The sequence below is a fragment of the Lysinibacillus sp. RU7 genome, assembly GCF_057837305.1.
This window is the reverse complement of the sequence record NZ_JBYQFK010000024.1, coordinates 20,553-34,855: the sequence shown is the minus strand read 5'-3', so window position 1 is coordinate 34,855 and position 14,303 is coordinate 20,553. Positions and strand designations below refer to the sequence as shown.

13 protein-coding genes are annotated in these 14,303 nt (G+C 40.8%); 10 read left to right on the top strand and 3 right to left on the bottom strand.

The annotated features are described in order from the left end of the window. Positions 1 to 84 precede the first annotated feature (84 nt). Entirely contained in the window at positions 85 to 558 is a 474-nt protein-coding gene (locus tag AC3II9_RS16305) for a DUF2062 domain-containing protein (protein ID WP_489157120.1), read from the bottom strand. 218 nt (positions 559 to 776) lie between these two features. Here AC3II9_RS16305 and AC3II9_RS16300 point away from each other — a divergent pair, with 218 nt between their 5' ends. Next, positions 777 to 1,034 carry a DUF1871 family protein gene (locus AC3II9_RS16300; RefSeq protein WP_489157118.1) on the top strand — a complete coding sequence of 86 codons (258 nt, stop codon included), beginning with the start codon at positions 777 to 779 and terminating at the stop codon, positions 1,032 to 1,034. Positions 1,035 to 1,109: 75 nt separating this feature from the next. Here AC3II9_RS16300 and AC3II9_RS16295 read toward each other — a convergent pair whose 3' ends face one another. Next, positions 1,110 to 1,286 carry an asparagine synthase gene (locus AC3II9_RS16295; protein ID WP_391369380.1) on the bottom strand — a complete coding sequence of 59 codons (177 nt, stop codon included), beginning with the start codon at positions 1,284 to 1,286 and terminating at the stop codon, positions 1,110 to 1,112. A gap of 161 nt (positions 1,287 to 1,447) precedes the next feature. On the opposite strand from AC3II9_RS16295, the gene AC3II9_RS16290 reads away from it, so the two are divergent. From AC3II9_RS16290 to AC3II9_RS16265, 6 genes are all read left to right on the top strand, one after another. After that, positions 1,448 to 2,188, top strand: coding sequence for a polysaccharide deacetylase family protein (locus AC3II9_RS16290; RefSeq protein ID WP_489157117.1), 741 nt, complete (start codon positions 1,448 to 1,450; stop codon positions 2,186 to 2,188). A gap of 54 nt (positions 2,189 to 2,242) precedes the next feature. Beyond that, positions 2,243 to 2,440, top strand: a complete 198-nt coding sequence (locus AC3II9_RS16285; protein ID WP_489157115.1) for a hypothetical protein — start codon at positions 2,243 to 2,245, stop codon at positions 2,438 to 2,440. A gap of 280 nt (positions 2,441 to 2,720) precedes the next feature. After that, positions 2,721 to 3,674 (top strand): GLUG motif-containing protein, encoded by a 954-nt coding sequence (locus AC3II9_RS16280; protein WP_489157184.1) that lies wholly within the window; start codon positions 2,721 to 2,723, stop codon positions 3,672 to 3,674. A gap of 633 nt (positions 3,675 to 4,307) precedes the next feature. After that, a complete protein-coding gene (locus AC3II9_RS16275; RefSeq protein ID WP_489157113.1) occupies positions 4,308 to 5,030 on the top strand; it encodes a GLUG motif-containing protein in 723 nt (240 codons plus the stop codon). A 1,641-nt stretch (positions 5,031 to 6,671) separates the two neighbouring features. Further along, positions 6,672 to 7,649, top strand: coding sequence for a GLUG motif-containing protein (locus tag AC3II9_RS16270; protein WP_489157111.1), 978 nt, complete (start codon positions 6,672 to 6,674; stop codon positions 7,647 to 7,649). A gap of 465 nt (positions 7,650 to 8,114) precedes the next feature. Next, on the top strand, positions 8,115 to 8,333 hold the full coding sequence (locus AC3II9_RS16265; protein ID WP_489157110.1) for a hypothetical protein: 219 nt from the start codon (positions 8,115 to 8,117) through the stop codon (positions 8,331 to 8,333). A gap of 232 nt (positions 8,334 to 8,565) precedes the next feature. On the opposite strand, the gene AC3II9_RS16260 is transcribed toward AC3II9_RS16265, so the two are convergent. Further along, positions 8,566 to 10,170, bottom strand: coding sequence for an ABC-F family ATP-binding cassette domain-containing protein (locus AC3II9_RS16260; protein WP_489157108.1), 1,605 nt, complete (start codon positions 10,168 to 10,170; stop codon positions 8,566 to 8,568). A 217-nt stretch (positions 10,171 to 10,387) separates the two neighbouring features. On the opposite strand from AC3II9_RS16260, the gene AC3II9_RS16255 reads away from it, so the two are divergent. The 3 genes from AC3II9_RS16255 to recQ all read left to right on the top strand — a co-directional run bounded on the left by AC3II9_RS16255 (position 10,388) and on the right by recQ (position 14,292). Next, positions 10,388 to 11,566 carry an MFS transporter gene (locus tag AC3II9_RS16255; protein WP_489157106.1) on the top strand — a complete coding sequence of 393 codons (1,179 nt, stop codon included), beginning with the start codon at positions 10,388 to 10,390 and terminating at the stop codon, positions 11,564 to 11,566. A gap of 74 nt (positions 11,567 to 11,640) precedes the next feature. Beyond that, complete coding sequence (locus AC3II9_RS16250; RefSeq protein ID WP_489157104.1) at positions 11,641 to 12,435, top strand: hypothetical protein; 795 nt, start codon at positions 11,641 to 11,643, stop codon at positions 12,433 to 12,435. Between the two features lie 69 nt (positions 12,436 to 12,504). Beyond that, positions 12,505 to 14,292, top strand: coding sequence for a DNA helicase RecQ (gene recQ, locus AC3II9_RS16245; RefSeq protein ID WP_489157102.1), 1,788 nt, complete (start codon positions 12,505 to 12,507; stop codon positions 14,290 to 14,292). The last annotated feature ends 11 nt before the right edge of the window (positions 14,293 to 14,303 follow it).

The window sequence follows — 14,303 nt, the reverse complement described above, 5'->3', positions numbered from 1 at the left end:
TGTCTTTTAGTGCTACGCATATATTGAGGTAGCATTGTTATATAACAATCAAGGGGGAACTTCCTAGTTAGCAGGGGTTCCCGTTTATTTCATTTTGTGCAAAATCCTCATCCGATACGTCTTAAAGACGAAATATACAATAAAGTAAATGAATATAGAGGAAATCAGTATGTTGATTATTGCTCCAGTTAGAAATAAATACCCATTGGAATGTATACTATCTATGCCATCAACGGTATGATGAAGCGCATCTATATAATTGATCTCTTCTACTGCATCTACTACAGTTTTTCTATCTAGCAGAAGGCTCCCAACTTTATAATTTAGTAGAAACAGAAGTGGCCAAGCAGGCGTTCCTAACACGCCACCTACAATGGCTGAAACTGTATTCGCCCTTACTAGCTTCGCCAAGCCAACAGATAAAACGGGACCTAATCCGAAAGTAGGGAACCAGTGCGGAATGAGCCCCATTGTAAAACCTGCTGCTACTTGATGTGGACTTGCGTTTAGTCGAAATAAGCGGAGAAGGTGATATTTTACTTTGCGTCTTATCTTCATTGTTGTCTCCATTCCCTTCTTACCACAATCACTTGAAAAGATTATATATGTATTGTATCACATGTATCGATCTACATATATCTACAAATTTCTACATAAAATCTCCTCGTTACTAATAATATTGTTCGTTTAACGGAGCGTACTTAAACTGGCTGTACAGGTTAGTAATATGATAACATGGAATAAATAACCAAAAAATGATTTGAAAGAGTGATTAGATGAACTACTACCACATTGTAAAAGAAGTCATTGATGATTGGGATCCGAAGCAATTTTTACATCAAACCCCTGAAGATGAATATGATCCCGAAATAAAAGATATTGTAGCATTACTAGCAACCGCAACATCGATTGAACAATTAGCTGTAGTCATACACGAGGTGTTCGTGAAAATGTTTTCAGTGGATGAAGTATATTCGATTCAAAATTGCTATCCAATTGCATCAAAAATTTGGGACAAAATGAATAACAGTTAATTTAAAGTAAATGTAAAACACGTGCAAATAACATATTACCTAAAAAGAGAGCGCAAATGTTGCGCTCTCTTCATGCTAACGACGATGCTCCACCAGGTCAATTGCACCTAGCACGATATGGGCTAAGCCGAAACCTAAAATGGTGTTCGCTATCGCTTGATTGGAACTACTCCCTTTTTGTCTCATCGCATAGCCTGTTGCTGTTACTGCAGAACCTAGGATCGCTGGGATTAAACCTTCACGAATATTCATAAAAGTCCCTCCATCGTTGTTAGTTGGTGAGAAAACACCACATTTATTTTGTGTATAGCAATAAAAAATATACGAGCTATTTCAAGGCATTTTTTTAGCGAAGCAGCAAATACTAAAGTCACCTTTGTAGTAAAGATTAAAGTAAACGGTGGTGACAATGCTTGAAACGAAAGTATATCACAATGTTCTCCATTTTTATTGTCTTTATTTCGGTGTTTTATTTTGGCTATAAATCGTATGCGGACAAAGGAAGACACTATTATGAAGAAGCAGGGCAGGTTGTGTGGGATATTCAGACGAGTGAAAAAGTCGTAGCGATTACATTTGATGATGGCCCAGATCAAAAATACACAACGAACATATTAGATTTACTTGCTCAATATGAGGCAAAAGCCACTTTTTTTATTGTGGGTCAATATGCGGAAAAATATCCTGAAGTTGTGCTGCGACAGTATGGTGAGGGGCATGAAATCGCGAATCACACATATACCCATACACGCAGTCAATCAGTACAACGAATTGAAGAAGAGCTAAAAAAGACAAATGAAACGATTTATAGTATTACCGGATTTAGACCAACCTTATTCCGTCCAGTTGGTGGACAATATACAGATGCGATGATTAATACAGTGGTGAAAAATGGTTATACCGTTGTCATGTGGTCGTGGCATCAGGATACAGAGGATTGGAAAAATCCAGGGGTAAGCAAAATTGTAGATAAAGTATTAAAAGGCACAAAACCGGGGGATGTCATCCTCTTTCATGATGCGGGCGGTGATCGCAGTCAAACCGTGAAAGCGCTAGAAGAAATTTTACCAGCACTTAAAAATCAAGGGTACGAATTTATAACGATTTCTGAGCTCATCGAACGGAAGAAGGGGAGTATAAGTAAGGTAAGCTAACCAGAAGGAATAGTTATAACAACCGTCGTTTCTAGTGATTTAGAAGCGACGGTTTTGTTGTGGGAAATTTTTCTGAATGACTGTGAAACAATACATTCGAAAAAATTATGGTTCGGAACGATTATGAAGGATATGGGGGGCCTTGCAACTATCGCTAATGCAACCATTCAGAAAATAGAAGTAGGTTTTGTCAAAATTGCAGTAGGTGATAGCGATAACTCTTATTACTATGCATTTCATATTGTGCAGTAACTTATTAATTAACTCAAGATCAGATGTATAGCAAACGCAGCGTCAACTAAGGTTAAGAAAAATTTACCATATTTTACCCATTTCTATGTTATGCTATTCCTTGGGGAAATAAGTTTTGAAGATCTATCGCTGACGGATCGCCGTGTGCGATGAAAGTCGCCTGCACGGTGAATGCTCGTTATAAAACCGAGAGATAGACAAGGTATAAGACGAGAATAGCGCACCACTTGGAAGTGAAGGAAATCCATATCTCATCGATTCTGTGGCATCATTGCAAGCTATGAAGGACTTAGATAAAGCGCCTGGTGTCCAACACTTCAAACAGACAGCTGATATTAATATGTCAGGTCAAAGTTGGACTCCGTTTGACTTTGATGGACAGTTTGATGGAAATGGGAAGAAAATCAGTCATGTAGCAATTGATCTGTCAGGTACTGATAGTGTTGGTTTCTTTAGTCAGCTTTTATCTGGTGGAGTATTAAAAAATGTTCACTTGGAAGGTATGGACGTAAAAGGAAAGGAGTATGTCGGTGGATTGGTCGGATATTCTAGTGATAATAGTAGCATAACGAATAGCTACGCCACTGGCAGTGTGACTGGAACTGGTTATTATGTCGGTGGATTGGTCGGATCTTCTAATGGTAGCATAACGAATAGCTACGCCACTGGCAGTGTGAATGGAACCTGGTATGTCGGTGGATTGGTCGGAAGATCTGATGGTAGCATAACGAATAGCTACGCCACTGGCAGTGTGAATGGAAACTGGTGTGTCGGTGGATTGGTCGGAAAATCTGATGGTAGCATAACGAATAGCTACGCCACTGGCAGTGTGACTGGAACTAATAGTCATGTCGGTGGATTGGTCGGATCTTCTGATGGTAGCATAACGAATAGCTACGCCACTGGCAATGTGACTGGAAACTGGTATGTCGGTGGATTGGTCGGAGACTCTTATGGTAGCATAACGAATAGCTACGCCACTGGCAGTGTGACTGGAAACGGGTATGTCGGTGGATTGGTCGGAGAATCCCGTGGTAGCATAACTAGCAGCTATTATGACAAAGAGACAACAGGACGCTCAGATAATGATGGAAGAGGAGACCCACGTACAACTGCCGAAATGAAAGAAGGAACACCAACACTATCAACAGCACCAACACCAATCTTTGTTGGTTGGAATCCTGCTATCTGGGAGTTTGGTGATGCTACGGATTATCCAACATTGAAGAAGTGATGTAACGACGATTACGCTTATCCATGTGAGTAGAGACTAAGGTACAGGAAGAAATGAGTGCAAGAATGGCTCATTTCTTTTTTTGTGCGCCCCGCATAGGCGTACGCTATAGGGGGAGCGCCCCGAACCCTATAGACAGAAGTCGTGGCTCGTCAAAGTGTAAGGGGGCGAAGTAACGTGGAAGCGGATGTTGCAGTCAAGCAGACGTCTAGTTTTTATTTTGCCCTAAGAAAAGCGCTGTGCCAAGCAATGCTCTTTTTTATGTAAGGAAGTTATTCTTAGAATTGGCCAACAAAAAAGAGGGACGCAATTAGCCCCAATCAAACAGTGGTTTCATATTGTGGAGTAACTTATTAATTAACTCAAGATCAGATGTATAGCAAATGCACCGTCAACTAAGGTTAAGAAAAATTTAACATATTTTACCCATCTCTATGTTATGCTATTCCTTGGGGAAATAAGTTTAGAAGATCTATCGCTGACGGATCGCCGTGTGCGATGAAAGTCGCCTGCACGGTGAAGGCTCGTTATAAAACCGAGATAGAAACGGAATAAGACGAGAATAGCGCAATAATTGGAAGTGGAAGTGCTGCAGATCCATATCTAATCGATTCTTTCGCATCATTGCAAAATATGGCGAGCTTAAATGAAGCGGATGGTGTCCAACACTTCAAACAGATAGCTGATATTGATATGTCAGGTCAAAGTTGGACTCCGTTTGACTTTGATGGACAGTTTGATGGAAATGGGAAGAAAATCAGTCATGTAAAGATTGATCAGGAGCTTAATAATGATGTTGGTTTCTTTAGAAGGCTTTTATCTGGTGGAGTATTAAAAAATGTTCACTTGGAAGGTATGGTCGTAAAAGGAAACAGCCGTGTCGGTGGATTGGTTGGATATTCTAGTGGTAGCATAACGAATAGCTACGCGACTGGCAGTGTGACTGGAAACGGGGAAGTCGGTGGATTGGTCGGAAATTCTAGTGGTAGCATAACGAATAGCTACGCGACTGGCAGTGTGACTGGAACTGGTGAGTATGTCGGTGGATTAGTCGGATATTCTAGTGATAATAGTAGCATAACGAATAGCTACACGACTGGCAGTGTGACTGGACCTGCTGGAAGCCAGTATGTCGGTGGATTGGTCGGAGAATCCCCTGGTAGCATAACTAGCAGCTATTATGACACTAATACAACAGGACGCTCAGATAATGATGGAAGAGGAGTACCACGTACAACTGACGAAATGAAAACAGGAATAACAACACCACCAACAACAATCTATGATGGTTGGGATCCTACTATATGGGAGTTTGGTACGGCTACGGATCCTCATTATCCAACATTGAAGAAGTGATGTAACGACGATCACGCTTATCCATGTGAGTAGATACTAAGGTACAGGAAGAAATGAGTGCAAGAATGGCTCATTTCTTTTTTTGTGCGCCCCGCATAGGTGTACGCTATAGGGTGAGCGCCCCGAACCCTATAGACAGAAGTCGTGGCTCGTCAAAGTGTAAGGGGGTGCGAAGTAACGTGGAAGCGGATGTTGCAGTCAGCAGACGTCTAGTTTTTATTTTGCCCTAAGAAAAGCGCTGTGCCAAGCAATGCTCTTTTTTATGTAAGGAAGTTATTCTTAGAATTGGCCAACAAAAAAGAGGGACGCAATTAGCCCCAATCAAACAGTGGTTTCATATTGTGCAGTAACTTATTAATTAACCCAAGATCAGATGTATAGCAAACGCAGTGTCAACTAAGGTTAAGAAAAATTTACCATATTTCACTGATTTCTATGTTATGCTATTCCTTGGGGAAATAAGTTTTGAAGATCTATCGCTGACGGATCGCCGTGTGCGATGAAAGTCGCCTGCACGGTGAAGGCTCGTTATAAAACCGAGAGATAGAAACGGAATAAGACGAGAATAGCGTAATACAAGTAACAGCAATTAGTGCAATCACAGGAACACCACAAGTAGGACAAACGTTAACAGCAGGTGCAGTCATACCAGCAGGAGCAACAGTAACTTACCAATGGCAATGCGCAGATACTACAAATGGAACATACACTGATATTACTGGAGCCACAACCAGCACATATATTCCAGTAGCAGACGATGTAGGTAAATTCCTCAAAGTTGAAGTAACTGGAACAGGTAGTTACACAGGAACGGTTACAAGTAATGAAACAGCAGTAATATCTCCTAAATAAAACGAAACGAAACGTTACTTTATAAGCTAGTAGTTTACTAGTGAAATAAGTGGGAAACAGACTGGAGAGCTAACTTTAGATCGTTTGGTTCTACGGGACGTTTTCTAACTATTGTGCTTGTATTCATCAGTGAAATGCTGATGCGTGAGGAACAGTTCCATTAACTCACGAGCCTAATCCTCCTGCATCCAGAGAAGCGTCTATTCTACGCGAAGGGGTGAAGTCAGGTGAAGTCGTACTCGGGTTGTGCCGAGGCGGGGCTCTTTAAAAAATGACTAGGGCTAGGAAGACGAATCCATGTAGGCTGTATGTATCAAACAACGGTGCGAAATAGCTAGGAGTTCACCGTTGTTTCTATGATGTGCAATCATCATATGAGCATTCGAACAATTAGGAACTGTTAAACGAATGATGTGCATATTGTATAGTGGAAGCCTAAGGTCATTAAACAGAGGGAACGAGCATGATGGAACGTTTGAAGTCTAGTAGGTGGAGGTTGGATAGAACCGATGATCCCTAGTAGATGGCAGCGGGTTCGTAGTAGTGTCGATGGCTAGCCGTTTGGACTTGATTGGTAACAGTCGAGGAGGAGAAAACTAGCAGGAGCGAAGGAACCCAGTCAGTGGCAATAATCGCTGACGGATCGCCGTGTGCGATGAAAGTCGCCTGCACGGTGAAGGCTCGTTATAAAACCGAGAGATAGAGAAGGTATAAGACGAGAATAGCGAAAGTGGGAGTGGAAGTGCCGCAGATCCATATCTCATCTATTCTGTCGCATCATTGCAAAATATGGCGAGCTTAAATGAAGCGCCTGGTGTCCAACACTTCAAACAGATAGCTGATATTGATATGTTAGATCAAAGTTGGACTCCGTTTGATTTTGATGGACAGTTTGATGGAAATGGGAAGAAAATCAGTCATGTAACAATTAATCTGCCAAGTACTGATAAGGTTGGTTTCTTTAGTCAGCTTTTATCTGGTGGAGTATTAAAAAATGTTCACTTGGAAGGTATGGACGTAAAAGGAAAGGAGTATGTCGGTGGATTGGTCGGAGGTTCTGGTGGTAGCATAACGAATAGCTACGCGACTGGCAGTGTGACTGGAAGCAGTTCTGTCGGTGGATTGGTCGGAAGTTCTGGTGGTAGTGGTAGCATAACGAATAGCTACGCGACTGGCAGTGTGACTGGAAGCAGTTCTGTCGGTGGATTGGTCGGAGGTTCTGGTGGTAGCATAACGAATAGCTACGCGACTGGCAGTGTGACTGGAACTTATGAAAGCGAGTCTGTCGGTGGATTGGTCGGAAAGTCTTTGGGTGTTAGCATAACGAATAGCTACGCGACTGGCAGTGTGACTGGAACTGGTAATTCTGTCGGTGGATTGGTCGGGAATTTTAGGCTTGGTGGTACAATAACGAATAGCTACGCGACTGGCAGTGTGACTGGAAGTGAGAGAGTCGGCGGATTGGTCGGAGAATCTTATAGTGGTGGTACAATAACGAATAGCTACGCGACTGGCAGTGTGACTGGAACTGGTAATTATGTCGGTGGATTGGTCGGATCTAAGGATTTTATTAGTCGCATAACTAGCAGCTATTATGACAAAGAGACAACAGGACGCTCAGATACTGGAAGAGGATTACCACGTACAACTGACGAAATGAAAACAGGAATAACAACACCACCAACAACAATCTATGATGGTTGGGATCCTACTATATGGGAGTTTGGTACGGCTACGGATCCTCATTATCCAACATTGAAGAAGTGATGTAACGACGATCACGCTTATCCATGTGAGTAGATACTAAGGTACAGGAAGAAATGAGTGCAAGAATGGCTCATTTCTTTTTTTTGTGCGCCCCGCATAGGTGTACGCTATAGGGTGAGCGCCCCGAACCTTATAGACAGAAGTCGTGGCTCGTCAAAGTATAAGGGGGGCGAAGTAACTATTCTTATCTATATGAGCAAAAACTTATTAAAGGCAAACTCATCCTTTTGGTCGAAATTAGAAGATGAAATGGAGATGTAATTAACGAAGGAGGTAACCTGCAAATATTCGGCTCAATAAACGGGAAATTAATAGAAAAATCGGGTAAAACTTTTGTAAATCAAGATGCTTATATAAGAGGATAAAGTTAAGTACTCTCACTCGAGGGTGCTTTTTATATTGCATCAAGACACCAGCAACGCACTGTACCGAGCAGTGCTATTTTTATTTTCAAGAGGTGAGAGTATGATTTTAGGGGCAACGATTATAGGTCATCGTATTTGGACAGATGTGAAGAAGCAGCAAGAGCATTTAGCCAATTTGGCTAAAGAACACCGAGACGATTCTAAAAAGCGAGAAGAACGCCTAAGTGAGCAAATCGACAAGTCTATAGCTGCTAATGCAGGTGCTACAAAAATTAAAAATGCCAAGTTGGCTAGTATTGTACATGTACAAAAAGTGTAATAAATAAGTACAAGCTCGTTATCTTAGAAGTATCGTTTTTTGGGGAATATAAAAGCAAAAAGGTACCCCAATTAGAGGTACCTTTTTGCTTTTAACCCTTATAGCTGTCCGTTTTATCTCCCCAAAATCGTCCCAAAATAGAGAGTTTTTGTATGGAGGGGATTACTTTAACAGTTTTATCGTGAATGTTGATATATCAACGTTTGTAAGGCTTTTTATTCGTTTGTATGGACTACTTTAAACCTTGACTTTCTTTCCACTCAAGGAATTCATCATACGTACATTGCTTATCTAAAATTGAGCCTTCTTCGCGGATTTCAATAACACGGTTCGCAATTGTTTGGATGAATTGGTGGTCATGTGATGTGAATAGCATTGCACCTTTGAAGCGGATTAAGCCTTCGTTTAGCGCTTGAATCGATTCAAGGTCTAAGTGGTTCGTTGGCTCATCTAGAATAAGCACGTTCGAGTTTGAAAGCATCATTTTAGATAGCATACAACGAACTTTTTCGCCCCCTGATAAAACAGCAGGGGATTTTTTCACCTCTTCACCAGAGAATAACATACGACCTAAGAAGCCGCGTAAGAAGCTTTCTGTTTCGTCTTCTGGTGAGTATTGGCGTAACCATTCGACTAATGTTTTTTCACTGCCTGTGAAATATTTGTCGTGGTCGTTTTCAAAGTAGCTTTGAGACGTAGTGACACCCCATTTGAATGTACCAGCGTCCGCCTGTGCTTGCTCCATTAAAATATCAAATAGTGCAGTTTTCGCATTTGGACTACCAAGTAATACGACTTTATCTTCCTTATTCATCGAGAAACGAATGTCTTTAAATAATGTTTCGCCCTCTAGTGAAGCTGTTAAACCGTCAACCGTTAATACATCATTCCCGATTTCACGACCAATTTGGAAGTTAATGAATGGGTATTTACGGCTTGATGGACGAATGTCGTCAAGCTCGATTTTATCCAGCATTTTTTTACGAGATGTTGCTTGCTTTGATTTAGAAGCGTTCGCAGAGAAGCGTGCAATGAATGCTTGTAATTCTTTAATCTTCTCTTCTTTTTTGGCATTTTGGTCAGATTGCATTTTTTGTGCTAATTGACTTGATTCATACCAGAAATCGTAGTTACCAACATATAATTGAATTTTCCCAAAGTCAAGGTCCGCAATGTGCGTACATACTTTGTTTAAGAAGTGACGGTCATGGGATACAACGATTACAGTATTTTCGAAGTTGATTAAAAACTCTTCTAACCATTGGATTGCCTTTAAGTCAAGGTGGTTGGTAGGCTCGTCGAGTAATAGTACATCTGGCTCACCAAATAGTGCTTGTGCAAGTAAAACTTTTACTTTTTCAGCGCCTTCTAGATCGGCCATTTTTGTATAATGTAATTCATCACCAATGCCTAAACCATTTAGAAGTGTTGCTGCGTCAGATTCTGCTACCCAGCCGTTCATTTCCGCGAATTCGCCTTCTAGCTCTGCTGCACGCATACCATCTTCATCAGAAAACTCTTCTTTTGCATAAATAGCGTCTTTTTCTTTCATGACTTCATATAGACGTTTGTTCCCCATAATAACGGTCTCTAAAACAGTGAACTCATCGTATTCGAAGTGATTTTGTTTAAGTACCGATAAACGCTCGTCCTTACCCATTGATACATGGCCTTCTTGCGCCTCAATATCACCAGCTAAAATTTTTAAAAATGTTGATTTACCAGCACCATTCGCCCCGATTAGTCCGTAACAGTTGCCTGGTGTGAATTTAATATTTACGTCGTCAAATAATTTACGGTCGCCATAGCGAAGACCTACACCACTTACTTGAATCATGTAAGTTCCTCCTCATTTATCTACTAATTGCTTTAAACTTTTCTGTTTCATACACAATGTTTCTATTATAGCATGATTAGTTGTGGTTTTAAAATGGTAAAACTGCAGTATCGACACCATTCTATACATAGATTTCTTTTTCTATGCGATTATGTTGTCAGACAACTTGAAATATGCTTTACTAACAGAGTGAACTAGAGAGAATAGAGGTTTTTATATGCAACAAGTAAAAGGGTGGCATGTAGGGGTTGCACTGGCAGCCATTTTCTTCGTGTCACTAAACTTACGACCTTCTGTAACAAGTATCGGACCACTGCTCAACACGATTACAGATGAGTTAACTATATCAAATACACAAGTCAGTTTACTAACGTCTATTCCAGTATTTTGTATGGGGTTATTTGCACCGCTTGCAGTTCCATTTCAAAAGAAATTAGGCTATAAATGGGCCGTTAATCTGCTTGTGATGGCAATTGGTGTCGGAACGTTGGCACGCCTCCTGTTTGGCAATTATATCGCACTTATATTGACAAGCTTTATCGTAGGTTTTGCCATTGCGATTATTAGCCCAATTATTAATGCCTTTATTAAGGAGCGTTTTGCACATAAAATAGCACCGGTAGTTGGATTGTATTCGCTGGCGATGGGGGCCGGGGCAACGATTAGTGCTGGGTTGACGGGGGTATTGTTTGCCCAATTGCAATCATGGCAAATCGCCCTTGGTGTATGGGGCGTTTTAGCTATTCCCGCACTTATTTTATGGACGATAGCAGCTGGTCCAAAAGAGCAACGTATTAGCAAAACTCAAGTAGAAGAGCCTTTACGCAATCCGTGGAAAACGAAGACAGCCTGGCTCATTTTATTATATTTCGGTTTGCAAACGTCGGTATTCTTCTCGCTAACGACATGGCTATCACCGATTGCACAGGAGCAAGGCTTGACACTAATTACAGCGGGCTCGGTATTAACGACAATGTCGATTGTGCAACTTATAGGTAATTTATTTATTCCATTGCTGATTAATAAATTTCCGAATCGCGTAATGTGGCTCTATATTTTATTGACAATCGGGATCATCGGAGCAGGGGTTTTACTTATTCCAGCAAATTGGGCATTATGGGTAGCGGCTGTTATTTTAGGGGTTGCCTTATCGGGGTTATTCCCAATTGGCTTGATGTTACCGCTTGATGAAGCGAAAAATAACGCAGAGGCAAGTTCATGGAGCTCGATGGTGTTATCAGGGGGCTTTATGATGAGTGCGATTGTACCACTGCTAATTGGCGTCGTATACGATTTAACAGGGACACATATTATCTCGAAATGGATCGTAGTCGGGTTATTTTCGTTAATGTTTGTAGTGGTGTATTTATACCAACAGCATAAAAAGCATGTATAATAGGAAGCAGTCCGTCTGACGGGCTGCTTTTTCGTATAATTGAAGATTAAGCAAGTATTTGCAGTGGAGGAAAGATGAAAAAGATAATTATATTATGTCTACTAGTTCTTGCCGGATGCTCTCAAGGCGGCTTTGAATCAGTTAGTCAAGTGTTGCCAGAGAGCAAGCCTGTTCAGAAAGAAGTGATGGACGCGAACGTCAAGGTGTACAGTGTAGCGGGTAGTACAGACGGCAGTGTCTTTTTAGCGGATGGGCGAGATAAATGGATTGTGACAGAGGCTATTGTGATGCGCGATCATCCGAAAGCACTCATTGAAACGAGTAACGGTCAGCAGCTTGAAGCAAAATTACAAGCTTTTTCTATAGAGGATAATATCGCGATTCTTCATCTTCGAAATAGTGCAGATGTAGAGGCAATGGAGCAAGGCAATCAATCACAACTTATAGACATGTTAGAAACAGAAACGTTAACTGCAATGGAACGTTACACGTTACATAACGCTTTTCAAGATATAGAAGTACCGCAAAAATACGATATGACTGTACTTGAACAGTACGAAAAGCCAACATTTGAGTATAATCCAGATGCACTAGAGGCATTTATCCATACATTTAATGCCGCATTTAATCAATATGTGGCATTAAACGATTTTGCACAAGTTGAACCGTACATTTTATCGGATTTACTAAAGGAAGCAATGGTAAATGAAGAAAAGAAGCTTTTAATCGAGAACTTCGAGGTGACAGAAATCGGTCAGTCCGGTTTTGAATGGTACATCAAAGGACAAACAAAGGAATTTCCGATTGTTTATAAAATCAATTTAGTAGATAGTAACTATTATATTACGTATTTGCAAATTGAAAAATAGAATCTCTTTTTTGTATGGAGAAAAATTATAATAATATTATGTAAACAAAAATGAAAGGGAGGCAGTAAATTGCTACAAAAAGCGAATAACATATTACAACAGTACTTTGGTTATACATCATTCCGAGACGGTCAGCAACAAGCAATTGCGTCTGTTTTAGCTGGGAGAGATACGCTTGTCGTCATGCCAACAGGGGGAGGGAAATCACTTTGTTACCAAGTGCCTGCTCTTACGTTACCAGGGACGACGATTGTCATTTCACCGCTTATTTCTTTAATGAAAGACCAAGTGGATATGCTCCGAACAAGTGGCATTCAGGCTGCTTTTATTAATAGCTCCATTAGTTATGAAGAAGCAGAAGATGTATTGTACCAAGCGAGAATGGGAGATTTAAAGCTACTCTATATTGCGCCTGAACGATTAGAAAATGAAGCATTTTGTATGACTTTAGCGAATTTACATGTGCCACTAATTGCGATCGATGAAGCCCATTGTATTTCCCAATGGGGACATGATTTTAGGCCAAGCTATCGTCTTTTACATCGGATAAAGGATTTGTGGATGGAAAAGCCTACAATTGTGGCCCTAACAGCAACTGCCACACCTCATGTACGGCAGGATATATGTGAATTGTTAAGCATCTCACCAAATGCTACATTCATCACAGGGTTTAGCCGTCCAAACTTAGCATTTTCTGTTTTACGAGGAGAAAACCGAGAGCGGTACATTGTGGAATATGCCACGAATAATCGACAAGATGCAGGGATCATTTATTGTGCCACAAGAAAAGCTGTGGAGCAGGTATATACGTTGCTCGAAAAAAAAGGTATGCATGTCGGGAAGTATCATGGCGGTCTTGGGGATGATGAAAGGTCTACCATGCAGCAACGATTTTTAAATGATGAATTAACGGTCATGGTTGCAACGAATGCGTTTGGGATGGGGATCAATAAAACGAATGTACGCTATGTGATGCATTATCAAATGCCGCGCAATATGGAAAGCTATTACCAAGAAGCGGGACGAGCAGGGCGTGATGGGTTGCCGAGTGAATGTATTCTTCTATACGCATCGAGTGACGAGCAGACACAGCGCTTTTTAATCGACCAAGCACAGGATCGTACGCGCATTCCGTTTGAATTAACAAAATTACAAGAGATGATCGATTATTGTCATACAGAAGATTGTTTACAAAACTACATAACACGTTACTTTGGCGAACAAACAGACATCGCTTGTGGCAAATGTAATCATTGTACAGATGAGCGACCGCAAGTAGATATGACCGTAGAGGCGCAAAAAGTATTATCGTGTGTTGTACGGATGGGACAAAAGTTTGGGAAAGTATTAGTAAGCCAAGTACTAGCAGGTTCGAGTAATAAAAAAGTGCAAGAGCTTGGTTTTAACCGCCTCCCAACATACGGAATTTTAAAGGAAATGAACGCAAAAGAAATTGCGCAATTTATTGAGTTCTGTATTGCTGAAAAATTACTAGCTGTGAGCAATGGGCAATTTCCAACGATTTTTATGACGGAGCTCGGAAAAGAAGTGTTAACGGGCCAACGAAAAGTGCTGCGTAGAAGTGCACCAGTAGTCAAAGCCATTTCCGACCAAGATCCTCTATTTGAACATTTACGTGAAATTCGTAAAGACATTGCGGCGAAAGAAGCCGTTCCACCATATGTTGTGTTCTCAGATAAAACGTTAAAGGAGCTTTGTGAAAAACGACCAAAAACAGCCAATGCCTTTTTAGCCATTAGTGGAGTAGGGGAAAATAAACTCACAAAATATGGCGAACTATTTATGGAAGCCATTATTAACTGGGAACAAAATGAGGCAACAATAGTTGTAGATTAACGTTATAATTT